This is a genomic window from Aeromonas sp. QDB39 (assembly GCF_027707585.1).
In the GTDB taxonomy this organism is placed as follows: Bacteria; Pseudomonadota; Gammaproteobacteria; order Enterobacterales; family Aeromonadaceae; genus Aeromonas; species Aeromonas hydrophila.
This window is the reverse complement of the sequence record NZ_JAPCIV010000010.1, coordinates 23,260-46,748: the sequence shown is the minus strand read 5'-3', so window position 1 is coordinate 46,748 and position 23,489 is coordinate 23,260. Positions and strand designations below refer to the sequence as shown.

The window sequence follows — 23,489 nt, the reverse complement described above, 5'->3', positions numbered from 1 at the left end:
GAAAGCAATAAGCAGCCATCCTCTTGATCTATCTCAATTATATTTTTTATAACGGCCCTTCCATGGCCACTTTTTCAGACGCTTTCGTCAATTCACGCTGACTCGCAGCGCCGCCGAGACCGCCAGCGGGGTCAGGGTCAACGCACCGGCCAGCATGGCCCCCAGAATCGCCAGCTGCCCCGAATAGGGCAGCCCCATCCCCGCTGCATCGATGGCAGAGGTGGCAAAAATCAGTACCGGAATATAGAGCGGCAGGATCAGCAGGCTGAGCAGTACCCCCCCCTTGCGCAAGCCGACCGTCAGGGCGACGCCGACCGCCCCGAGCAGGCTCAGCACGGGTGTCCCCAGCGCCAGGGTGGCGACCACCGCCAGATAGGTGTTCATGTCCAGCGACAGCAAAATGGCGAGCAGCGGGGAGATGAGCAGCAGTGGCAGGCCGGTCAGCAACCAGTGAGCGATCACTTTGGCCAGCGCCAGCAAGCCCAGCGGATGGGGCATCAGCATCATCTGCTCCAGCGCACCGTCGCCGAAGTCGTCGCGAAACAGCCGCTCCAGCGACAGCATGGCCGCCAGCAGGGCGGCCACCCAGATGATACCGGGAGCAATGCGGGCCAGCAGCTTGGGCTCAGGGCCGATCCCTAACGGAAACAGGGTGATGACGATGAGGAAAAACCAGAGCGGGTTGAGGATGTCGGAGCGCTGGCGCAGGGCCATCAACAACTCGCGGTGGATCAGGTGCATTACGGCGCGCAACATCAGAACTACTCCTGCAGCAAGGGCGTGAGAGAGAGGGTCTTCAACCGTCCCTGCATCAGGGTCATGTCCTGATGGGTGGTGAGGATCACCATGCCCCCTCGTTCGGCGTGGGTCAGGAACAGCCGCTCCAGCACCTTCACCCCCTGCTTGTCGATGGCGGTGAACGGCTCATCCAGGATCCAGAGCGCCGGCTTGTCACTGAGCCACAGGCGAGCCAACGCGACACGGCGCTGCTGGCCGGCGGAGAGCTGACCGGTGGGGTTTTCTTCAAACCCGGCCAGACCGACCTGGGCCAGTACCCGCCACAGATCCACGCTGGTATCGGCCGCATGGTGCAGTTTCTGGTAAAAGGCGAGGTTTTCGAGCGGTGTCAGGGCAGCCTTGACGCCAGGCTGGTGACCGAGATAGAGCAGATTGGCGTGATATTCATCGCGGCAACTGCGGATATTTTCACCATTCCAGCACACTTCACCGGCAAAGGGTTGAGACAAGCCGGTCAGCAAGCGCAGCAGGCTGGTCTTCCCTACCCCGTTGGGGCCTTCAATTTGCACCAGATCACCGGGAGCCACCGCAAAGGAGAGATGTTCAAACAGAGTGCGATCTTCACGCACGCAGCTCAGATTGTGAATTTGAAGCAGCATGAGGATGTAATCAGTGAAAAGAAGCGGCCTGCATATTAACACAGTATCGGGAAGCGTCTTTTCAAAGATGCCAATTATCAGCAGGATTTGTGGGGGAGATCCCGCCTTGAAGAGAGGGGAGGAAAATCAGGAAGGCGGATGCCTTCCCGAACATTCATGAGCGGCCTTTTCGCAATGAAATCAACAATTCAGCCTCGGCCTTAGGCAATTCACATTCATTCATGACCTCATCGAGGTCGGCACCGAGTTCCACCATCTTGGCGGCGCGGCTGTACAGGCGACGTTCCGGATCCTGCAGGGTCAGCTCCTGCTGGCGATCGTTGATCTGCTGCATGGCCCCTTCGACGGACTGCAGACGCTGGCCCATGCCGATGGCCCCGGTATGCAGCTCCATCATCTGCTTGCGCAGGCTCTCGAGCTGCCCTTGCAGCGTCTCCACCCTGGCCTCGGACTCTCGCTGGCCACGTCGGCTGCCAATTACCCCATACAGGGCCAGCACCAACGCCAGCAAGGACAACCCCAAGGCGGCAATTTCAATCATCAACACATTATCTTCCTATCAGAGGGAACCGATATCTTCCCACTCTTCATCGGAGAGCAGCTTGTTCAGATCGACCAGGATCAACAGTTGACCATCGCGGTTGCTGACACCCTGAATGAACTTGGCACTCTCTTCGGTACCCACCGCCGGGGCCGCGTCGATCTCGGAGGAGCGCAGATAAACCACCTCGGCCACGCTGTCGACCATGATGCCGATCACCTGCTTCTCCGCCTCGATGATGACGATACGCGAGTTCTCACTCACATCGCCGGAGGGCAGGCCGAAACGGGAACGGGTATCGATTACGGTCACCACGTTGCCGCGCAGGTTGATGATGCCCAGTACATACTCGGGTGCACCGGGCACAGGGGCGATCTCGGTGTAGCGCAGCACCTCCTGCACCTGCATCACGTTGATGCCGTAGGTTTCATTTTCCAGCTGGAAGGTGACCCATTGCAGCACTTCATCTTCAGCCAGATTCTGTGCAATATTGCGCTTTTCTGTCATGTTTTTATTCCTTTTATGAAAACGTCTACTGGTAAAACTAGCAATAAAACAGCCCGAGTGCAGAAGTTATCAGCGACCTTCTATGTTGACCCCGCGCTCCAGCAACAGGAGCAATTCCTTCACATGCAGCAGGGCACACATCTTCTCCTTGACCATGCCCGCCAGCCAGGGGCGTTTGCCCTCCTGATGGCGCCATTTGACCTGGTCACGATGCAATAACTCCGTTCCCTTCAGATGATGGCAGGCAAGTCCCCAAGGAGATTCACCCAGCATGATCAAATACTTGTAATCAGGCACTTCCAGATGCTGGCCGGGCATGACCCACTGCGCCGTGTCCACCACGTTCATCTTCTGTTCGCGGGAAGTCATGATCCCCTTGTACCAGCCTGGCTGACCAAACAGGGTGTTCACTTCTCCCAGTTGATGAATGCCGCCAAGCTCGGTCAACGGCACCGCAAAGGTGACACCGGCGACCTCAAAGAACAGCGCCTGAAACTCCTTGCCGGTATCGATATTCTCCCAGGTGGAGGGTGCAACCTCCTCCTGTGGCGCCAGCGCAACATCGGTCTCCGTCACCACCAGCGTGGCAGGATCCGCAGCTACAGGCTCGGGCATCACTTCGGGCCAGACTGGCTCGACGGGCAGCAGGGCATCTTCTGCCTCAATCTGGAGCGGCTCGCTGACGACCTCTTCATGGCTCAGCGCGTCGATTTCAAACTGCACCTGACCGACCTGAGCCAGCAATTCACTCAACTGCTCCAGCCGTTGATCCGCTTCCAGATAGGGTTGCGCCACCTTATCGGCAACCGGCTGGGGCTGACGCTGCAACTGGATGACGGGGGCAGAGTCAGGCTCGTCGGACGAATCCAGCAACAGCGCATCATCCAGCAACAGGGAGTGGAAGTAATCATCCATGGCCCGAACTTGGGTGGTATCTCTCATGATGTCACCTCATGAGCACGCTGACGCTCTTGCGCATCAAGATAGTTGAGCAGGGTCTCATAGGCATAGGTGCCACGGCTGCTCGGCGAATAGATGGAGGGGGGAATGTGAAGCAAACTGGCATCCCGGAATTTGGTATCTATGGGTATGACGGCATTCCATACCGCATTGCCGTGCTGCTCCTTGATGGACTGCAGTGTCATCAATGAGGCACGGGTTCGCTTGTCAAACATGGTGGGAATGACGGTATAACGGAACTTCTCCCGTTTGGAGCGCTGCATGATTTCAAACGTCTTCATCATCCGCTCCAGCCCTTTAAGCGCCAGAAACTCGGTCTGCACCGGCACCAGGATCCGGTCACACGCCGCCAGCGCATTGACCATCATGACCCCCAAGACAGGCGGGCAGTCGATCAACACATAATCGTACTGATCCTGAATACGCAGCAGTGCTCGCTTGAGCACCAGCCCCATCCCTTCCCGATTGCCCATCACCCGATCCAGGGTCGCCAGGGTGATTGATGCGGGCAGCAGATGAATGTTGTCAAACTTGGTGCGCAGCGTCAGTTTATTGACGAGTTCTGCCGTTGGTTTGACCGCCTGAAACAGCTCATAAAGAGTGCCATCCAGCCGGTCGGAATCAAAATCGAGATAAGAGGTCAGGGAGGCATGAGGGTCGGTGTCAATCAACAGCACCCGCTGACCGCGCTGGGCCAGAATACCGGCCAGCGAGACCACTGTGGTGGTTTTACCGACCCCACCCTTTTGGTTGGCAACCGTCCAAACAATCACTGTATCAATCCTGCCTCGTTGTTATGCGTATGCCACCACCTGGCAGCGTGATCACCTTGACCTCTCCTGCCTCAACCGCCTGTTGCACTGCCGGCACTGGTGTCTCCGTTACAGGCTGCACCGAGGGAGTTGATACCGGTACGGGTGGCACCCAGGCAAACTTGGAAATAGCGACCACCACCTTGCGATTCTGTAAACGCCCCTGCTCGGTACTGTTGTCCGTGAAGGGAGAAAACTCCCCGTAAGCTTCATAGGCCAACCGCTGCGGCGCTATCCCTTTGGCGATGAGTGCGGTGAGTACGGCTTCCGCCCTTGCCGCAGACAACGTCCAGTTAGAACGAAAAATTTCATTATTTATCTGCTGGTTATCGGTATAACCGCGCACTCTTACATAGTTATCGACCTGCTTCAGAATACTTGAAAGAGTATTTAGCACGGGATCGGCATTGGTACTCATGAAGGCGCTGCCACTGCCGAACAACAGACCTGAGCTCAACTCGACCGTCAACCAGTTGTCATTGAGCGTCAACTTGACTACCCCGGCATCGACCAGAGAACCCATGCTCTCCTGCAATTGCGTATCGATCTTTGCAAGAGTCATACCATCTTGCGCGATGGGAACACCTGAGATGGGAGCCAAAGAGGGTGAGCGGGCTGTGGCGCTCTCCAGAACCGAGGAGGCGGCAGACACCTCGTTGTTCAACAACGACTTTCCCTGCCCTTCCAGCAAACCGTCGCTGCGTGGCTGCATGACGTTGAATGCCTGGGTCATACCATCGATGACCGCGCGATACTTGTCCTTGTTGACCAGCGCCACCGAATAGAGCACCACGAACAGGGCGAAGATCAGCGTCATATAATCGGCGTAGGAAACCAGCCAGCGGTCGAGATGTTCCCGGCCTTGCAGATGCAAACGGTAGCGCTTGCGCATGGCTATTCTCCCTTCAGATAAGCCTTCAACCGCCGTTCAACCTGAGGACCATTTTCGCCGTGGGCGATTGCCATCAAGCCTTCCAGCGTCATCTCCTGAAACAGGGCGTAATGATAGTGAAAAGCCCGCAACCGGTTGGCAATCGGCAGGTATAGCAGGTTGGCAAAGCCAACCCCGTAAATAGTGGCGACAAACGCAACGGCGATACCAGCACCCAGCGAGGCGGGTTCTTCCAGATGAAACATGGCCTGGATAAGTCCAATCACTGCGCCAATGATACCTATGGTCGGACTATAGCCTCCCATGGCTTCAAAGACTCTGGCGGAGTGTTCGTTTCGCTCCTGCTCGATGTCGATATCCGCTTCCAGCAACATGCGAATATCATCTATCGACACCCCGTCCACTATCATGGTGAGCCCCTGCCGGGTAAATTCGTCGCTCTCCTGATCAGCCTGGTTCTCCAGCGCCAGCAGCCCTTGCTGACGTGCAAACACGGCCCAGGCTTGCAGTCGTTCAGCTTGTGCGACCAGATCCCAGGCGGGAGGTAACAGCATCCAACGGGTCTGTCTTATCGCTTCCAGTAGAAACTTGCGTGGCGTCTGCAAAATGACAGCCCCCCAGGTTCCTCCTACAACGATGACGAAGGCAGGCCCGTCAAGCAGGGTGAGCAGGTTGCCGCCATGCCATAACTGGGCAATGGCGATGGCTCCCAGTGCCAGGATCAGGCCAAACATGCCCATCGTTAGCGGCCCAGCTCAACCAGGATTCGTTGTGCAACCCGATCCAGCGGCAGTGATTCCGTGGCGATGCCGGCTTTGGCAACCGCTTGCGGCATGCCATATACCACGCAGGAGGCTTCATCTTGTGCCCAGATGGTAGAGCCCTGCTCCTTGAGCAGACGCGCACCATCCCGACCATCCGCCCCCATCCCGGTCAACACGATGGCGAGCACCTTGTCGGCATAGGTTTTGGCGGCAGAGGCAAAGGTGATGTCGACGCACGGCTTGTAATTCACCTTGTCATTGCCATCGACAATCCGGATACGGGCACCAGCACTACGCCCTTCCAGCAGCATCTGCTTGCCGCCCGGAGCCAGGTAAGCATGGCCAGGTTTGAGCACATCGCCATCTTCCGCTTCCTTGACTCCGATCTGGCACAGACCATTGAGTCGAGCGGCAAACGCGGCGGTAAAGGTTGCCGGCATATGCTGGATCAACAAGATGGGATGAGGGAAATCACCGGGTAATTTGGTCAACACGTTCTGCAGCGCAACCGGGCCACCCGTCGAGGTACCGATGGCCACCAGCTGATAACTCTTGCCACTGCGTTTGAAGGCAGCTGCAGGCATGGCTCGCGGCGGCTCGGCCTGACGCTCTGCTGGCCGGGCGATTGGGCTGCCCAGCGGGGAACGGGCGGCGGGCTCAGGCGCTTTGGGACGAGCAGGTGCCGCCATCAGGAAACGCTTGCGAGAAATCTCCTTGACTCGCTGCTGCAACAGGCGAACGGCTTCATCCTTGTCACGGGCGATATCTTCAAATTTCTTGGGCAGGAAATCGAGCGCCCCGGCATCCAGCGCATCCAGCGTCGCCTTGGCCCCCTCATGAGTCAAAGAGGAGAACATCAGGATCGGAGTCGGACACTTGGCCATGATCTCGCGTACGGCACTGATGCCATCCATCACGGGCATCTCGATGTCCATGGTGATCACATCCGGGCGCAGCTGGATCGCCTTGTCCACGGCCTCACGTCCATTTTGAGCCGTATCGATCACCGTCAGCATGGGATCCTGAGTGATGATCTCGCTGACCCGACGACGGAAGAAGCTCGAATCGTCGACCACTAATACCTTGACTGCCATTGTTATTTTTCTAACTCCTTGGGCCTGGGCTATCAATGTCTACGGGCATACGCCTTGAGCAGACTCGGCACATCCAGAATGAGTGCAATACCGCCATCGCTGGTGATGGTGGCTCCCGCCATGCCTGGGGTACCTTGCAACAGGCTGTCCAGCGGCTTGATCACCACTTCTTCCTGGCCAATCAGGTTATCCACGACAAAACCGATCTGCTGCGTGCCAATCTGCACGATGACCACATGACCCGTATCCTGCCGTGACTTCTTGTGCTTGCCCCTGACCAGCCAGTTGTACAGATAGAAGAGCGGGATGGCTTTTTCGCGCACTATGATGGTGAGCTGTCCATCCACCATGTTGGCCTTCTTGAGATCCAGGTGGAAAATTTCGTTCACGCAGCCCAGCGGTAGCGCGAAGGTCTGCTCACCCACTTCCACCATCAGGGTCGGCAGAATGGCAAGGGTCAGCGGCACCTTGATTTCAAGACGGGTGCCCTTGCCCCAGGTCGAATCGATATGCACCGAGCCATTCAGGCTGACGATACTGGTCTTCACCACGTCCATCCCGACACCACGGCCGGAGATATCCGAGATCTCGGACTTGGTAGAAAAACCGGGGGCGAAGATCAGGTTGTAGGCATCGTTGTCACTCATCCGAGCCGCCGTGTCGGCATCCAGCACACCACGGCTGATGGCGATGGACTTGAGCTTTTCGGGATCCATACCAGCACCATCATCTTCGATGCACAGCAAGATATGATCGCCCTGCTGGGAAGCGCTCAGGGTAATGGTGCCCTGCCGTGGTTTGCCTGCTTTCTCACGGACATCTGGCATTTCAACCCCATGGTCACAAGAGTTGCGCACCAGGTGAACCAGCGGGTCAGCCAGCGCTTCAACCAGGTTCTTGTCCAGATCCGTCTCTTCCCCGACCATGACCAGCTCAATTTCTTTCTTGAGGGTACGAGCCAAATCACGAACAACGCGCGGGAAGCGACCAAACACTTTCTTGATGGGCTGCATGCGGGTTTTCATCACCGCACCCTGCAGATCTGCCGTCACTACATCCAGGTTGGCAACCGCTTTTGACATGTCTTCATCGTTGCTGGCAATACCAAGGCTGACCAGACGGTTGCGCACCAATACCAGCTCACCCACCATGTTCATGATGACGTCCAGCGTCTTGGTATCCACCCGAACGGTGGTATCGCTTTGCACTGCGTTGTCTGCAGGAGCGGGGGCCGGTTGCTTGGCTGGCGCAGGGGCTGGTGCCGGTTTTGCCGGGGCCGCAGCCGGTTTGGCGGCAACGGGGGCTGGGGCAGGCTTGGCTGCCGAAGCTGGCGTGGCGGCAGCGGGGGCTACCGAAGCTGGCGTGGCGGCAGCGGGGGCTACCGCGGCCTGCACAGGCGCGGCTGGCGGCGGCGTAATACTGGTTTGCGGCCCTTGGCCACGACCGTGCAGTTCATCCAGCAGACGCTCGAATTCATCGTCATCGATCAGTTCGTCAACTTCTTTTTGCACTGATTTCAATGGATTGCTTTCAGGTGCTCCGCCATGTTGACCCTGACCATGCAATTGATCAAGCAGGGCCTCGAACTCATCGTCGGTAATATCTCCTGAGCTTGCCACCACAGGGCTGGCGGCTGCAGTTGGTGCGCCTCCCACCCCATGCAATTCATCGAGCAGGCGTTCGAACTCATCGGCGGAGATCTCGTCGATGGATCCCCCACCGCTGACGACGGAAGAAGCGGGGACGGGATCGGCGACAGGTTCCGGGATGACTGCGGCCACCTCGACCACCTCTTCAACGGCAGGAGCCATCTCCTCGGACGCCACATTGCCACCCGCAGAAGCGGTCAACAGCTGCTCTTCCCCTTCAGGCTTGCAGAGCTCATGCAGGTCGTGCAGGATTTCAGCGGAAGCCGGGCTTGGCGGTTCGCGATTCTGCACCTGGGCAAACATCACATTGATGGCATCCAGCGCCTGCAAAATGACATCCATCAACTCGGCGGTAACGGTCCGCTTGCCATTGCGCAAGATATCGAACACGTTCTCGGCACCGTGACAAACATCCACCAACTCGGTCAGCGAGAGAAAACCGGCACCGCCTTTGACGGTATGGAAGCCGCGAAATATGGCATTCAACAGATTCTTGTCATCGGGTCGCTTTTCCAAGTCGACCAGTTGTTCAGACAACTGTTCCAATATTTCGGATGCTTCGACCAAAAAGTCTTGCAGTATGTCTTCATCAACTTCGAAGGCCATGCGTCACTCCATTAAAATCCCAGGCTAGACAGCAGATCGTCCACATCATCCTGACCATTGACCACATCGGAACGAGTCTCAGGGTTCATGATGGGGCCTTCAGCTTCAATCCCGCTTACAGGAAGGCTGCGAGAAGAGTGCTCAGCAGATGCCTCACCAAACATAGTCAGCATTTCTATTAATTTAGTTTCAACTTCCTGAACCAACTTGATGACTTTGCGGATCATCTGGCCGGTCAAATCCTGAAAATCTTGCGCCATCAGGATTTCTGTCAGCAGTTGCCGTAATTTATCGGCATCAGATTCAGAAGCCTTAATGAAATCATCCAGTTGGTGACACAAAGACTTGAACTGACCAACACTCATCTCTCTGCTCATCAGGGCATTCCAGTTGGGCAGAACAAGCTGAATATTGTCATTGAGCCGATCGGCAATCGGTAGACTGGCTTCCACGGCATCCATGGTGCGATTAGCAGCTTTGTCCGTCATGTCGATGACATAACTGAGTCGCTCCCGCGCATCGGGGATTTCGTGAGTGGCCAGATCGGGGATCCGGGGATCTAGCCGAAAATCTTGTAGGGAATCATGCAGTTGTCGGGTCAACTGACCCACTTTGTCAAACAGGGCCGCCGCATTGGGAGCACACGCATCGGCGATGAGAGTGTCGGCCTGTTCAAATTCACCTTGCTCAAGATGGGCAACAAGCATCCTTGCCTGATCGAGCGAAATCATTGCACTCGTTTTGGCCTTCATCCCTGCTGCTCCTTAGCCGATTCGTTCAAAGATTTTGTCGAGTTTCTCTTTGAGCGTTGCAGCAGTGAAAGGCTTGACGATATAGCCATTGACGCCGGCCTGGGCAGCTTCAATGATCTGCTCGCGTTTCGCTTCGGCAGTCACCATCAGCACCGGCAGGTGTTTGAGCTTGTCATCGACGCGAATAGCCTTGAGCAGGTCGATGCCTTGCATGCCCGGCATGTTCCAGTCGGTCACGACAAATTGAAAATCACCATTTTTCAACATTGGCAAGGCCGTGTTGCCATCGTCTGCTTCGTGGGTGTTGTTGAATCCCAAGTCACGCAGCAAGTTCTTGATAATCCGGCGCATCGTTGAAAAATCGTCAACAATGAGGATTTTCATGTTCTTGTCCAAAATTCCCTCCTAAATAGCCGCCAGAGCGGCTCACTTACATGATGCAGATCGCAGGTTTTGTTTTGCGGATTATGCCTTAGAGTTTTGTTTCAGTGTAGCCAGTACAAACACTTATACATGCCAATCTCTTAAACGCGCGCGTAATCTGTGCATCGCCTGACTGTGTATCTGGCTCACGCGAGACTCGCTGACGTTCAATACCTCGCCTATTTCACGCAAGTTCAGTTCTTCATCGTAGTAAAGGGAGAGCACCAGCGCTTCCCGCTCCGGCAGGCGACCGATGTGTTCGGCCAACGCCCCTTGAAAACGCTCGGCGGCCAGTTCATCAAACCCGTTGCTGCCCGGCTCGTCATCGGGATGACCGATGACATCCTCGCTGACGCCAAGATCTTCGATGCCGATGATCTTGCCGCAGGAGACATCCTGCAGCATGGCGTGATACTCACCAAGGCTGACTCCCATCTGGGCGGCTACCTCGCTATCACGGGCATCACGGCCATGGGCTTGTTCAACATTTTCGATGGCTTCGGCGATGGTGCGGCTGTTGCGGTGCACCGAACGCGGCACCCAGTCACCCCGTCGGATCTCGTCGAGCATGGAACCGCGGATGCGGATCCCGGCGTAGGTTTCAAAGCTCGCCCCCTTGCTGCCGTCAAAATTGCGGGAGGCTTCGAGCAATCCAATCATACCTGCCTGGATCAGGTCATCCAGCAAGACACTGCTTGGCAGGCGAGCCAACAAATGCTGGGCGATCCGTTTCACCAGCGGAGCATGACGCTCGACCAGCACATAGGAATCCTGATGACGCAAGTACGCTTGGGCTTTATTCACGGGAACCTTCCTGTGCTATGACCGGCTTTTGCAGCAAATTTTCCAGGAAAAATTCGAGATGACCGCCGGGTTGGTTAGGAATGGGCCAGCTTGCCGCCTTGTTGGCCAGCGCTCTGAACGCCAGCGCAGCCGGGGACTTGGGGAAGGCTTCGACAATCAGCTTCTGCTTGCGCACGGCGGCTCGCAGATTGGTGTCATAGGGGACGCAGGCAACCAGCTCCAGCGAGGTATCCAGGAAACGGTCGGTGACCCGGGTCAGCTTGGCATAGAGTTCCTGCCCTTCACGTAAGGATCGGACCATGTTGGCCACCACCTTGAAGCGGAAGACGCCGTGCTCCTTGGAAAGGATCTTGATGAGGGCGTAGGCATCCGTGATGGAGGTCGGTTCATCGCACACCACCACCATGATGTCCTGGGCCGCACGGGTGAAGCTCAGCACCATGTCGGAGATTCCAGCCGCCGTATCCACCAGCAGGATGTCGACCTGGGTCTTCATCTCGCTGAAAGCGCGGATAAGCTCGGCGTGTTGCACCGGCGAGAGCTCGACCATGGACTGGGTACCCGAGGTGGCCGGCACTATCATCATGCCGTAAGGCCCCTCGACGATGATGTCGTCGATGGTGCATTCGCCGGCCAGCACATGGGACAGGTTGCGATGTACCCGCAGCCCCAGCATGACGTCCACGTTGGCCAGGCCAAGGTCGGCGTCCAGTACCATCACCCGTTTGCCTTGGGCGGCCATGGCTCCCGCCACGTTCAGGGTCACGTTGGTCTTGCCGACGCCCCCCTTGCCACCAGACACGGCGATCACTTTTACTCGATTGTTTTGACGCATTTTGCGCAGACCACTCGCCTGATCCATATACATGTTACTCATAAAACTCCGAATCTTCGGCCTCGCCAAAGCCTGTGCCCCAGAAATAGGGTTCTTCTGTTTCCCGCTCCAGCGAGCCCATGGCAGCTCCGACGAGCTGTGCCGCATTGGCGACCTGAATATCTTCCGGAACCCTTTGTCCATCAGTGATATAGCTGATGGGCAATGCATTCTGGATACACACGTTAATCACTTCGCCCAGATTCAGACTCTCATCCAATTTGGTAAGTATGCAGCCGCTCAATGGAATACGCCGGAAATGGTCCACCGCTTCCTGCATCACCCGACGCTGGGAAGTGGCCGACATCACCAGGTAGCTGCGGATGCGTACCTTGGCATTCTTGACCAGGGTATCGAGCTGCTCGGTCAGCCGGATATCCCGCTGCCCCACCCCGGCGGTATCGATGAGCACCAGCCGGCGGTGACGGAACTGATAGAGCGCATTGGCCAACTCCTCGGCATCCCGCACCTGCCGCACCGGGCAGCCCATGATGCGACCATAGGTCTGCAACTGCTCATGGGCACCGATCCGGTAGTTGTCGGTGGTGATGAGCGCCACCTGCTCGGCGCCATACTTCATGGCAAACCGCGCCGCCAGCTTGGCAATGGTGGTGGTCTTGCCCACCCCGGTCGGCCCGAGCAGGGCAACCGCCCCACCCTGCCGCAGAATTTCGTCTTCGCTGATCTTGAGCTGGGCCGTCAACACCTCGGCCAACTGGGCCATGGCTTGATGGATGGACATATCCTCGGGGATAAGGCCGGCCAGCTGATCGGCAAAGGCATCGTCAAACCCTATCTTCTTGAGCTCCTTGATGAGCAGGGCACGCATCGGCTCGCGACGCTCCACCTCCTGCCACATCAGGCCGGAGATCTGGTGCTCCAGCAGCTTGCGGATGCTGGCCATCTCCTTGCGCATCCCCTCCATCTCCTGATCCCGCTGGGGGGATTGGGGAGCACGGCCGGGTGCGGCGGCTCTCGCCTTCGGTTTGGCGGGCTCGGGAGCTGCCCCCCACTGCCCCTGCTCGGCCAGAGTACGGGGCGCGCCGCTGGCAGCAGCCGACGGGGCGCCGCTCTGGCCCGCCTGACCGTTCTGGGCCGGGTTCAGCTTCTGCTGGCGGGCCAGCAAAGCGGCCAGGGTGTCGGCATAATGTTCGTTCTGCTCCTGGGCCGGACTCGGTGCAGGGCGGGTCATCTGCCGTCCGGCAGACGAGATATTGACGCTCTCATCGTTCAACTGACGGCGAACCGGCGCATCTTTGGGTCCCGGAACCTGGGATTGATAATCGACAGCGGCGACTATCTCCACCCCACCGGTGACCTTCTTGTTGGACATGATGACGGCATCGGGCCCGAGAGTCTCCTTGACCTCGGCCAGAGCCGTTCGCATGTCCTTGGCAAAAAACCGCTTAATCTTCACCCGTCATCTCCGCTAACTAGTTCTGTCCTACCGCACTGACGATGCGGATTTGCTTGTCATCAGGCACTTCCTGATAAGACAGAACGCGCAATCCAGGAATGGCATTCTTGACAAATTTCGCTAGGGTATTGCGCAGTATCCCTGATGTCAGAAGCACGGCCGGTTGGCCTTCCAGTTCTTGTCGTTGAGTGGCTTCCACCAGCGAGCGTTGCATCCGCTCCGCCAGACCCGGCTCGATGCCGGCGCCATCACCACCCCCTGCCTGCAGGGATTGATGCAATATACGTTCCAATTCCGGTGCCAAGGTGATCACCGGCAGTTCGGGATCCGGGCCGGCAATCTCCTGCACGATCAGCCGGCGCAGGGCGATACGGCAGGCCGCCGTCAGCACCTCCGGATCCTGGCTGCGCGGGGCATATTCCACCAGGGTCTGCAGGATAGTGCGCATATCGCGGATTGGCACGCCTTCATTGAGCAAATTCTGCAATACCTTCACCAGGTTACCCATGGTGATAACCTCAGGAACCAGTCCTTCCACCAGCTTGTTCTGGTGCTTCCCAATCATGTCGAGCAACTGTTGTACTTCGTCATGACCCAGCAACAGGGCGGCATGGTTGGAGAGGATCTGACTCAGGTGAGTGGCCACCACGGTCGCGGTATCCACCACTGTGTAGCCAAGGGTCTGCGCCTGGGAGACCTGCTCCTTGGCAACCCACACCGCCTCCAGTCCGAAAGCGGGATCCCGGGTCGCAACCCCCTGGATCTGGCCGAACACCTGGCCCGGATTGATGGCCATTTCCTTATCATGGTAAACATTGGCCTCGCCGGTACTGACTCCCATCAAGGTGATGCGATATTGGTTCGGGGCGAGATCCAGGTTGTCGCGGATATGCACCGCAGGCACCAGAAAACCCAGCTCCTGGGAGAGCTTCTTGCGCACCCCCTTGATCCGGTTGAGCAGCTCGCCGCCCTGGTTGCGATCCACCAGCGGGATGAGTTGATAACCCACCTCCAGCCCGATGATGTCCACCGGCATCACGTCGTCCCAGCTCAAGTCTTTCTGCTCGTGGGTCTGCTCCGTGCTCGCCGGCATCAGCTCGCCCTTGGCTGCCTTGGCCGCCAGCTGTTTCTCGCGGCGCAGCAGCCACCAGGCACCGGCAGCGGCGATGGCCCCCAGACTGAGGAACGCCAGATGGGGCATGCCGGGCACGCTGCCCATCATCAGCAGGATACCGGCCGAAATGATCAGGGCTTTGGGGTTGTCGAACAACTGGCCCAGCACCGCGGTGCCCATGTCCTGATCCGTGTTCTGGCGGGTCACTATGATGGCGGCGGCGATGGAGAGCAGCAGCGACGGGATCTGGGCCACCAAACCGTCACCGATGGCGAGCAGGGTATAAATCTGGGCCGCTTCGCCGAAGGTTAGCTGGTGCTGCACCATCCCGATGATGAAGCCGCCCAGGATGTTGATGAACAGGATCATGATCCCCGCCACCGCATCCCCTTTCACGAATTTCGAGGCACCATCCATGGAGCCGTAGAAGTCGGCTTCCTGGGTCACGTCCTGGCGGCGCTTCTTGGCCTCTTCCTGATTGATAAGGCCGGCGTTCAAATCCGCATCGATGGCCATCTGTTTGCCGGGCATGGCATCCAAAGTAAAGCGGGCGCTAACTTCTGATATCCGGCCCGCACCCTTGGTGACCACCACGAAGTTGATGATCATCAGGATCATGAAGACGATGATACCGACCGTGTAGTTGCCGCCGATCACCACGTTGCCGAAGGCTTCGATCACGTGGCCGGCCGCCGCACTGCCGTTGTGGCCTTCCAGCAGTACCACCCGGGTGGAGGCGACGTTGAGCGCCAGCCGCAGCAGGGTCGCTATCAGCAGCACGGTCGGGAAGGCGGCAAATTCGAGCGGGCGGCGGGTGTAGACGGCTACCAGCAGCACCACGATGGAGAGCGCGATGTTGAAGGAAAACAGGATATCCAGCATCAGCGGCGGAATGGGCAGCACCACCATGCCAAGAGAGGCCAGCACCAGCAGCGGCGTCCCCAGGCCCTTGGTCAACAGCCACTTGTACTCTTTGATTCGGCCCAATGATGCCTGGAGTTTCATCGTTTTTCTCAATCTCAAACCGCTGATGCCAGATTAAAGCAAACATCAAGCCAACAATACAAGACCTTGAAATACAATGATTTTATTTTTACTGTGTCAGAAGTTTGTCATTTGCGGAATTCGGTTGGAATGGGCAGATCCTTGGCCAGCGGATTGGGACGGCGACCACGGCCACGACGGAACTTCTTGAGCTGATAGACATAGGCCAGCACCTGGGCCACGGCGGCAAACAGCCCTTCCGGGATCTCGTGACCAATCTCGGTGGCGTGGTAGATGGCGCGGGTCAACGCCGGGGACGGCATCACCGGGATCTCGTACTCCCTGGCTATCTCTCTGATCTTCATCGCGATTTCATCGGTGCCCTTGGCCACTACCTTGGGCGCGCTGCCCGGCTTGGCCGTATCGTACTTGAGCGCCACCGAGTAGTGGGTCGGGTTGGTGATCACCACGTCCGCCTTGGGCACATCCCCCATCATGCGGCGCATCGCCATCTCCATCTGCAAGCGGCGGATCCGCCCCTTCACCTCGGGTTTGCCTTCGCTGTCCTTGAACTCGTCCTTGACCTCCTGCTTGGTCATCTTGAGCTGGCGCATGTGGTTCCACTGCTGGAACGGCACGTCGATGGCCACGATGGGAATGAGGGCGCAGCAGAGGATGATCAGCATCCACAGCAGCAGATCCAGCGCGTCTATGATGCCGCCCGGGTAGCCCTCGAGGGAGAGATTGAGCAGGTGATTGAACTGGCTGGAGAGCATCCACCAGGCGAACAGGGAGATGAACACCACCTTGGCGATGGACTTGACCAGCTCGACCAGGGATTGCACCCCGAACATCCGCTTGATGCCGTTGAGCGGGCTCAGCTTGCTCCATTTGGGCAGCATGGCCTCGGAGGAGAAGTTCATGCCCCCCATCAGGATGTTGCCGACGAAGGCGGCGATGGCCACCAGCATGAACAGCAGACCGAGTGGGTGCAGCAGTTCCCGCAGCAGGGCCGGCAACATGGTCATCATGGCATTGGGATCGAACGCCTGTTCCCGATCCAGGGTGAAGCCCATGGTGAGCACCTTGACCATGGCGCCAGCCAGGCTCTCCTTGACCATCAGCAGGCCAAACACGGCCGCCAGCAGGACGCTGGCGGTACCCAGCTCCTTGGAGCGTGCAATCTGCCCTTTATCACGGGCTTGTTGCAGTCGTTTGCCCGTGGGTTGTTCGGTACGTTCCTGATCGGTATCAGCCATGCTGACCCCCGCACAGGTTGAGGCAATCAGGCATCAAAGCCGCCTGAGCGCCGTTGTTGAGTCGCACGAAGCCAACAGAGCAGCCCCAGACGGTCTGCCCCGCGCAATGGAGCCCCCAGCCTGCCGCCGGCATCTTACTGGCCCCCCAGGCACTGGGTGCCGATGAGGGTGCAGCTGGTCTCCTGCACCCGCTCCCACATGCTGTCGAAATGGCCGAGGAAACCACCTATGGTCAACCAGAGGATCAGCAGGCCCGACATCATGCTGACCGCAAAGCCGATGCTGAAGATGTTGAGCTGGGGAGCGGCACGGGTCATGACGCCGAAGGCAAAGTTGATGAGCAGCAGGGCGACGATGGCGGAGAGCGCCATCACCAGCGAGGCCTGATACATGACCCCGAGAAAACCGATCAGATCGCGAATGGAAGGCAGGCTGAGGCCGCTGTCCGACACCGGCAGGGTATCAAAGCTCAGCACCACCATGCGCAGCATGATGAGGTGACCATCCACCGCCAGAAACACCAGGGTCGCCAGCATCAGGTAGAACTGGCCCACCACCGGCGCCGACTGGCCGTTCATGGGATCCACCAGGGTGGCGAAACCCAGGCTGGTCTGCATGGCGATGATCTGGCCGGCCATCACGAAGCTCTCCATCAGGAACTGGGTCATGAGGCCGAGCGCGACCCCGATGAGCAACTGCTGGCCCAGCACCAGAAAACTGCCGACCGAGAACAGCTCGATCTTGGGCATGGGGGGAAGCAAAGGGGCAATCATCAGGGTCAGCGCCAGCGCCAGGCTGATGCGCACACGAGCCGGTGTCAGCCGGCTGCCAAACACCGCCATCACCATCAGCAGCCCGCTCACCCGCGCCAACGGCCAGACGATGGAAGACAACCACTCCATGATGAGAGCGGTTGTGTAGGTCATCCCGGCACCTTGCGGGCCATCGAAGCCGGCAACGGGCGCAGAAGGGCGCTCTGCTCGAGCTGGCCCCTCATCCCACCACCTCCGGAATTTGACTCACCATCAGCAGGAAGAAGTCCATCAGACTCTGCAAGCCCCAGTGCGCCCCCGCCCCCAGTGCAAACAGGGTGACGATGAGGCGGGGCAGAAAGCTCAGGGTCTGTTCGTTGATGGAGGTGGCCGCCTGAAAGATGGCCACCAGCAAGCCGACGCAGAGGCTCGGCAGGATCACGGCACACACCATGATGGTGACCAGCCAGAGCGCCTCGCGAAACACGTCGATAAAGGTTTCAGGACTCATGCCGTTCGCTCCTTGCGTTGCTCGCCCTTAACCACCGGCGCCCAGCCCGAAGCTGTTGGCCAGGGATCCCAGGATCAGGTTCCAGCCATCCACCATGACGAACAACATCAGCTTGAATGGCAGGGAGACCAGCATCGGCGACAACATCATCATCCCCATCGCCATCAGGATACTGGCCACCACCAGGTCTATCACCAGGAACGGCAGAAACAGCATGAAACCTATCTGGAACGCGGTCTTGAGCTCGCTGGTGACAAACGCCGGGATCAGCACTCGCAGCGGCACGTCGGCGGGCTTGTCCACCTGCACGTTCGCTATCTCCATGAAGGTATTGAGATCCTTGATCCGGGTCTGGGCCAGCATGAACTGGTGGATGGGCAGTTCGGCCTTCTCCAGCGCCTCCTTGGCCTGGATGGTCTCGGCCAGATAGGGTTGCAGCGCCTCGTTGTTGATGCGATCCAGCACCGGCGACATGATGAAGAACGACATGAACAGGGCGATGCCGATCAACACCTGGTTGGAGGGGCTCTGCTGCAGGCCGATGGCCTGGCGCAGAATGCCGAGCACTATGATGATGCGGGTAAAGGAGGTCATCATGATGACCATGGCCGGCAGGAAGGAGAGCGCCGTCATCAGCGCCAGCACCTGCAGGGTCAGGCTGTATTCCTGGCTGCCGTCCGCCATGGTCTTGATGGTGACTGCCGACATGCCGTCCTGGGCCAGCGCCAGCGGCGAGCAGAGGATCAGGAGGGATAACAGGCCGACCAGCAGCCCACCGTGCGGCCGTGAGCCGTTAGCTTTTTTCATGCTTGCCCATCAATTTGCCAAGCTGCTGGGAGAACGCCTGGGGCTGACTCTCGTCCAGCGGCTCTTCCAGGCGATAGAGAAAGTTGACCTGCTGCGGCGTCACCCCGAGCAACAGCTGCTGCTCGCCCACCTTGACCACCAGCAGCTTCTCCTTGTAGCCCACCGGCAGGCTGGCGATGACCCGCATCTGGCCCCCCCCCATGGCGGTGGCAATCTTGCTCTTCTTGAGCAGGAAACCGAGCACCAGGATAAGGCCGATGACCATCAGGCTGGAGAGCAGCCAGGAGGTGAGGCTGGGCGGATTGGCACCCGCACCGGGTTCGGCCAGTGCGGGGAGGGACAACAGCAGTAACGGGAACGCGCGGATCATTTGAGTTTCTTGATCCTTTCGATCTGGCTGATGACGTCAGTCAGCCGAATACCGAACTTGTCGTTCACCACCACCACCTCGCCGTGGGCGATCAGGGTACCGTTGACCAGTACGTCAAGCGGCTCGCCCGCCACCCGATCCAGCTCCACCACCGAGCCCTGGTTGAGCTGCAGCAGGTTGCGGATGCTGATCTGGCTGCGGCCCACTTCCATGGCGATGGTCACCGGAATATCCAGAATGGTGTCCAGCTTGCGCCGCTCCTCGGCACTGATGGGGGCATCATCCTTGAGCTCTTCGAGGGGAGCGGGCTTGGCTTCGGCAGTCACCTGCTCTTCCAGCGCGGCTGCCCAGGCGTCCGCCATCAGATCCTCTTCATCAGTTCCGCTCATCTTGAATTCCTTATGCTGCTTTCTTGACGGCCTGCCAGCGCAGATCGCCGTTTATCGTTGTTGATCTTCGATGCTGCGCTCGAGCTCTTCCAGCTCGGCCTCGCCATCGATGCGTACACCGCCCCGGGTCACCAGATGCATCTCGGTCTTGACCCCTTCCGGGCGCTTGAGTTTGTCAGTGATCTTGAGCGCCACATTGTCCTTGGTCCGCCCCATCTTGGCATGGAACGTGGGCAAGTCCTCCACGAACACCAGCAGGTTCTCCGGCATCTCCACCGGGATGATGTCGCCGGGTTGCAGCTCCATCAGCTCGCGCAGGGTGAGCTCGGTCTCCAGCAACTTGGCCCGCAGCTCCACCTTGACGTCCATGATCTCGTCGCGCAGCGCCTTGCTCCAGCGCACGTCGGTGTCACCCTTGTCGCTCTGCACGCCGGCGTCCAGCAGCTCGCGGATGGGCTCCAGCATCGAGTACGGCATGGCCACGTGGAAGTCACCGCCACCGCCATCCAGCTCGATATGGAACGAGCTGACCACGATCACCTCGGTGGGGCTGACGATGTTGGCCATGGCCGGGTTCACCTCGGAGTCGAGGTACTCGAAGCCCACGTCCATCACCGGCGCCCAGGCGTCCTTGTAATCCTCGAATACCAGCTTGAGCAGCATCTGGATGATGCGCCGCTCGGTGGGAGTGAACTCGCGCCCCTCGATCTTGGCGTGGTAGCGACCGTCGCCACCGAAGAAGTTCTCCACCAGGATGAAGACCAGCCGCGCCTCCATGGTGATGAGCGCCGTCCCCTTGAGCGGACGGAAGCGCACCATGTTCAGGCTGGTCGGCACGAACAGGGTGTGCACGTACTCGCCAAACTTGAGCATCTGCACGCCGTTGATGGAGACCTCGGCGGTGCGGCGCATCATGTTGAACAGGCTGATCCGCATGTGGCGGGCGAAACGCTCGTTCACCAGCTCCAGGGTCGGCATGCGACCACGGACGATGCGGTCCTGGGAGGAGAAGTCGAACTGGGCGACGCCGGGATCCCCCGCCGCGCCTATCTCTTCCTCTTCGACATCATCGACCCCGTGCAAGAGGGCATCAATTTCGTCCTGACTTAACAGATCGCTCACGCTTCACCCTTATTGCATGACAAAGCCGGTAAACAGCACTTGTTCGATAACGGGGGAAGAGACCAGGTCATTGAGCACCCGACGGCACTCTTCCAGTGAATCCTTGCGCAGCTTCTCCTTGCCCTCGAAGGTCATCAGCTGCTCGCTGGTGGCCGCACTGAAGACCCGCAGCAGGGTGCCTTCAATGAGGGGGATATTCTGCTTGGCCAGCGTCTCGTCGGCGGTGCCGCGCACCATCAGCTGGATCTTGATCTGCACCAGCCGGTCACGCTGACCACCGGAGACGTTGAACACGAAGGGGCGCGGCATGCCCACGTAGAGCGAAGGCTGGGGTACCGCCTCCTTGGGCTTGGCATCTTTGCCTTCTCCCGCAGCCTCGGCCGCCGGTTTGTCGCCGCCGGACAGCATGAACCAGGCGCCAGCACCGCCACCGCCCAGCACAATCACGGCCAGGGCGATAATCATGATCAGCTTCTTTTTCTTGCCTGCCGCCGGGTCTTTCAGCGTCAGTTCGTTATCGTCTGCCATCCCTTGTCCACCCTAGTCTCAAACTTGTTCGATATCATAAACTTACTCGGGCTGGCATCAAGCATAGAAATCAATTCCGCTGTCGTTTGTCGATTCCGTCGACAAACGCATGCCAGCGCCCGTGACCTCTGCCTCAGTTTGGCCTGTTTCGGCAAAAGATCCGCTGCCTTTTTGGCCTTGCTGGCCCTGACCGGCAAATGCCGACTGGCCCTGTGACTGCTGCTGCGGCTGTTGTTGCACCAGGGTCTGGCCCAGCTGGATGCCCTGTCCGGCCAGCATATCACGCAGCCGGGGCATGGCCTGCTCCAGCATTTCCCGGGTCTGGCCGTGCTGCACCACGAAATGGACGTTGGCCTGGCTGTCTGCCCCCATCTGGATCTGGATCTTCATCTTGCCAAGGCCGAGGGGATCAAGCTGGATCTCCGCCTGCTGCAGCTTGTCCGCCAGCATCAGGTTGACCTTCTGATGCAACTGGGCCGGTGCCTCCGGATCGGCCAGCTTGAGGTGGGGCAGGTTGGCAGGCTCGCGCCGCGCAGCCGCTTCGGTGGCCGCCGGCCGGTTGTCATGACCCACCGCCTGGGGCTGGCTGTTCTGCTGGACCTGCTGGCTGCGGCTGCTCTCCGGGGTGGTGGTCGTCTCGCTGCTCTCCAGGGTGCCGCCACGAGTCAGCTCTGCCGCCTTCTGCTTCACGTCGACTTTCACCTCGCTGCGAGCCCTGGGGGCTTCGCTGCGCTCGGTGGCTTCCATCTGCTTGAGTCCGGCTGACAGGCTGGCCAGGGACGCTTGCGGGCCCTGCGGCTCGCTGCTGGCGAGCACCTGTTGCGGCGCCACCAGCACGGGTTCGCTGGCTGGGGCGGTGGCCGGAGCCGGTGCGCCGCTGCTGGCGGCAGGAGCAGGCTGGCCCTCGGCCTTGGCAGCCACCGGCTTGGACTGCCCATCCCCCTCGGCGGTGGTCTGCGTCGGCGCCTTGTCAGCAGCGGCGCTGCTCGAGCCGCCATCGGTGCGGGTCACCCCCTCTTCAAACGCTCTGGCGGCGCCGGGCTGAGTGGCCACGGCCTGGTGGGTGGCCTGCAGTGGAGCAGTTTTTACCGGCTCTTCCTTGCCCGCCATGGGCGGCACCACAGGCTTGGCCCCCTTGTCGGCGCCCTCCAGCTGGATCCTGGTGTCATTCTCACCCGGCTCGCTTAACGCGGCGGTGGGCACCTTGCTCAACAAGGCCGCCCGCTCGGCGGCGGAAAGCTCGTTTTTGCTCCCCTTGGTCTCTTTGCCATTCTTATCGGTAGGTTGGTCGGCATTGGCGCCGGCACCGCTCTCCTTGCCGCTTCCCTCTTTTCCGGTTTCCTGCAACTGAGCCGTCAGGGCAGCGTCACCCGTCGTGACAGCATTCGGCTGCGCGGCTTTCGCATCAACCGGCACACTGGTTTCGCCCGTGAGCAAGCTGGCAGCCTGGCGGGCCAGCGCGGCGGCACTGGTCGTCGCTACTTGTTTATCGCCGCTGCCAGCCAGCGGCTGGGTGAGGGTGGCCGATGCCTCGGTCGACTCGGCGTCCGCGTCGTTGTGCGGCAACATCTTGCCGTCCGTCTCGACGACGGGAGCGGTGGCGACCAGATTGATGGCCGGCGGGGCGACCAGGGAGGTGTCCTGTTTGAGGGCATCCTGCAGACGCTGCAAGAAATCGTTGGGGACGAGAGCGGGGTCGGGCTCGCTCCCCTTCTGTGGTTTGTCGTCGGCGTTACCGGCCTCTTCGGCCTCATTCGCCAAAGATTTGGCAGCCTCGCTCTTGGCGGTCGGCACCGGCTTGTTGCTGTCCGCTGCACCAACATTCCCCTGCTCGGCGCCGGGCCGCGCCGGAGCCTTGCTATCAGCATTGGGGGCCTTGCCACCAGCGTTGGCAACCTTGCCGTCGGCTTTGACATTGATCTTGTCAGCCTGCTGCACCCGGTTCATCACCTCGGAAAAGCCGACCTTGCCGTCGCTCTGCAGGGCCCCTTCACCGCCATCCTGGCTCGCCGTCAGCACAGCGCTCTTGTCGGCAGCGGCAGCGGTCGGCGCGGCGGGAGAATTGGTTAACAGTGTCTGCATCATGGTGAAGATTCCTGGCGACATTCGGCTTCGGATTTATCCTCAGCTCCCCGGGGGAAGTGAGGCGCACACGGGATGG

The 23,489-nt window shown here is 59.3% G+C and carries 25 protein-coding genes; all 25 read right to left on the bottom strand.

All coding sequences use genetic code 11. The features are described 5' to 3' along the window. Positions 1 to 87: 87 nt before the first annotated feature. The 25 genes from ccmB to PG899_RS07385 all read right to left on the bottom strand — a co-directional run bounded on the left by ccmB (position 88) and on the right by PG899_RS07385 (position 23,413). The gene (gene ccmB / locus PG899_RS07505) at positions 88 to 756 is read right to left on the bottom strand and encodes a heme exporter protein CcmB (RefSeq protein WP_011705298.1); all 669 of its coding nucleotides are present in this window, start codon (positions 754 to 756) and stop codon (positions 88 to 90) included. A gap of 5 nt (positions 757 to 761) precedes the next feature. After that, a complete protein-coding gene (gene ccmA / locus PG899_RS07500; RefSeq protein WP_077096029.1) occupies positions 762 to 1,397 on the bottom strand; it encodes a cytochrome c biogenesis heme-transporting ATPase CcmA in 636 nt (211 codons plus the stop codon). A gap of 154 nt (positions 1,398 to 1,551) precedes the next feature. Beyond that, on the bottom strand, positions 1,552 to 1,938 hold the full coding sequence (locus PG899_RS07495) for a DUF2802 domain-containing protein (RefSeq protein WP_011705296.1): 387 nt from the start codon (positions 1,936 to 1,938) through the stop codon (positions 1,552 to 1,554). An 18-nt stretch (positions 1,939 to 1,956) separates the two neighbouring features. Next, positions 1,957 to 2,445: a chemotaxis protein CheW gene (locus tag PG899_RS07490; protein ID WP_005298836.1), complete on the bottom strand. Its 489-nt coding sequence runs from the start codon at positions 2,443 to 2,445 to the stop codon at positions 1,957 to 1,959. A gap of 69 nt (positions 2,446 to 2,514) precedes the next feature. Further along, positions 2,515 to 3,387, bottom strand: a complete 873-nt coding sequence (locus tag PG899_RS07485; protein WP_077096030.1) for a chemotaxis protein CheW — start codon at positions 3,385 to 3,387, stop codon at positions 2,515 to 2,517. Then, positions 3,384 to 4,178, bottom strand: a complete 795-nt coding sequence (locus tag PG899_RS07480; RefSeq protein ID WP_011705294.1) for a ParA family protein — start codon at positions 4,176 to 4,178, stop codon at positions 3,384 to 3,386. The genes PG899_RS07485 and PG899_RS07480 overlap by 4 nt, the downstream gene beginning before the upstream one ends. A gap of 4 nt (positions 4,179 to 4,182) precedes the next feature. Beyond that, on the bottom strand, positions 4,183 to 5,109 hold the full coding sequence (locus PG899_RS07475; protein WP_077096031.1) for an OmpA family protein: 927 nt from the start codon (positions 5,107 to 5,109) through the stop codon (positions 4,183 to 4,185). Between the two features lie 2 nt (positions 5,110 to 5,111). Next, positions 5,112 to 5,849 (bottom strand): flagellar motor protein, encoded by a 738-nt coding sequence (locus tag PG899_RS07470; protein WP_024943899.1) that lies wholly within the window; start codon positions 5,847 to 5,849, stop codon positions 5,112 to 5,114. A gap of 2 nt (positions 5,850 to 5,851) precedes the next feature. After that, entirely contained in the window at positions 5,852 to 6,967 is a 1,116-nt protein-coding gene (locus PG899_RS07465) for a protein-glutamate methylesterase/protein-glutamine glutaminase (RefSeq protein ID WP_270697300.1), read from the bottom strand. Positions 6,968 to 6,999: 32 nt separating this feature from the next. Next, a complete protein-coding gene (locus PG899_RS07460) occupies positions 7,000 to 9,222 on the bottom strand; it encodes a chemotaxis protein CheA (protein ID WP_077096032.1) in 2,223 nt (740 codons plus the stop codon). An 11-nt stretch (positions 9,223 to 9,233) separates the two neighbouring features. Then, on the bottom strand, positions 9,234 to 9,974 hold the full coding sequence (locus tag PG899_RS07455; RefSeq protein ID WP_011705289.1) for a protein phosphatase CheZ: 741 nt from the start codon (positions 9,972 to 9,974) through the stop codon (positions 9,234 to 9,236). 12 nt (positions 9,975 to 9,986) lie between these two features. Further along, positions 9,987 to 10,358, bottom strand: a complete 372-nt coding sequence (gene cheY, locus PG899_RS07450; RefSeq protein ID WP_005298814.1) for a chemotaxis response regulator CheY — start codon at positions 10,356 to 10,358, stop codon at positions 9,987 to 9,989. 123 nt (positions 10,359 to 10,481) lie between these two features. Continuing rightward, positions 10,482 to 11,201: an RNA polymerase sigma factor FliA gene (locus PG899_RS07445; protein ID WP_017409955.1), complete on the bottom strand. Its 720-nt coding sequence runs from the start codon at positions 11,199 to 11,201 to the stop codon at positions 10,482 to 10,484. Further along, complete coding sequence (locus tag PG899_RS07440; protein ID WP_010634619.1) at positions 11,194 to 12,069, bottom strand: MinD/ParA family protein; 876 nt, start codon at positions 12,067 to 12,069, stop codon at positions 11,194 to 11,196. The genes PG899_RS07445 and PG899_RS07440 overlap by 8 nt, the downstream gene beginning before the upstream one ends. A 1-nt stretch (position 12,070) precedes the next feature. Continuing rightward, positions 12,071 to 13,492 carry a flagellar biosynthesis protein FlhF gene (flhF, locus tag PG899_RS07435; protein WP_029303572.1) on the bottom strand — a complete coding sequence of 474 codons (1,422 nt, stop codon included), beginning with the start codon at positions 13,490 to 13,492 and terminating at the stop codon, positions 12,071 to 12,073. A gap of 16 nt (positions 13,493 to 13,508) precedes the next feature. Continuing rightward, positions 13,509 to 15,611: a flagellar biosynthesis protein FlhA gene (flhA, locus tag PG899_RS07430; protein WP_029301481.1), complete on the bottom strand. Its 2,103-nt coding sequence runs from the start codon at positions 15,609 to 15,611 to the stop codon at positions 13,509 to 13,511. A 107-nt stretch (positions 15,612 to 15,718) separates the two neighbouring features. Then, on the bottom strand, positions 15,719 to 16,849 hold the full coding sequence (gene flhB, locus PG899_RS07425) for a flagellar biosynthesis protein FlhB (RefSeq protein WP_077096033.1): 1,131 nt from the start codon (positions 16,847 to 16,849) through the stop codon (positions 15,719 to 15,721). Between the two features lie 134 nt (positions 16,850 to 16,983). Continuing rightward, positions 16,984 to 17,775 (bottom strand): flagellar biosynthetic protein FliR, encoded by a 792-nt coding sequence (gene fliR, locus PG899_RS07420; RefSeq protein ID WP_011705283.1) that lies wholly within the window; start codon positions 17,773 to 17,775, stop codon positions 16,984 to 16,986. Between the two features lie 67 nt (positions 17,776 to 17,842). Further along, entirely contained in the window at positions 17,843 to 18,112 is a 270-nt protein-coding gene (gene fliQ, locus PG899_RS07415) for a flagellar biosynthesis protein FliQ (protein WP_011705282.1), read from the bottom strand. A gap of 27 nt (positions 18,113 to 18,139) precedes the next feature. Then, positions 18,140 to 18,919: a flagellar type III secretion system pore protein FliP gene (gene fliP / locus PG899_RS07410; RefSeq protein WP_016350054.1), complete on the bottom strand. Its 780-nt coding sequence runs from the start codon at positions 18,917 to 18,919 to the stop codon at positions 18,140 to 18,142. After that, on the bottom strand, positions 18,906 to 19,289 hold the full coding sequence (gene fliO / locus PG899_RS07405; protein ID WP_017778741.1) for a flagellar biosynthetic protein FliO: 384 nt from the start codon (positions 19,287 to 19,289) through the stop codon (positions 18,906 to 18,908). Before fliO ends, fliP begins: the two co-directional genes overlap by 14 nt. After that, positions 19,286 to 19,678 carry a flagellar motor switch protein FliN gene (fliN, locus tag PG899_RS07400; RefSeq protein WP_011705280.1) on the bottom strand — a complete coding sequence of 131 codons (393 nt, stop codon included), beginning with the start codon at positions 19,676 to 19,678 and terminating at the stop codon, positions 19,286 to 19,288. Before fliN ends, fliO begins: the two co-directional genes overlap by 4 nt. 51 nt (positions 19,679 to 19,729) lie before the next feature. Beyond that, the gene (gene fliM, locus PG899_RS07395) at positions 19,730 to 20,800 is read right to left on the bottom strand and encodes a flagellar motor switch protein FliM (protein WP_011705279.1); all 1,071 of its coding nucleotides are present in this window, start codon (positions 20,798 to 20,800) and stop codon (positions 19,730 to 19,732) included. A 9-nt stretch (positions 20,801 to 20,809) separates the two neighbouring features. After that, entirely contained in the window at positions 20,810 to 21,328 is a 519-nt protein-coding gene (gene fliL / locus PG899_RS07390) for a flagellar basal body-associated protein FliL (protein ID WP_077096035.1), read from the bottom strand. Positions 21,329 to 21,385: 57 nt separating this feature from the next. Then, the gene (locus PG899_RS07385; RefSeq protein ID WP_179101392.1) at positions 21,386 to 23,413 is read right to left on the bottom strand and encodes a flagellar hook-length control protein FliK; all 2,028 of its coding nucleotides are present in this window, start codon (positions 23,411 to 23,413) and stop codon (positions 21,386 to 21,388) included. Positions 23,414 to 23,489 lie beyond the last annotated feature (76 nt).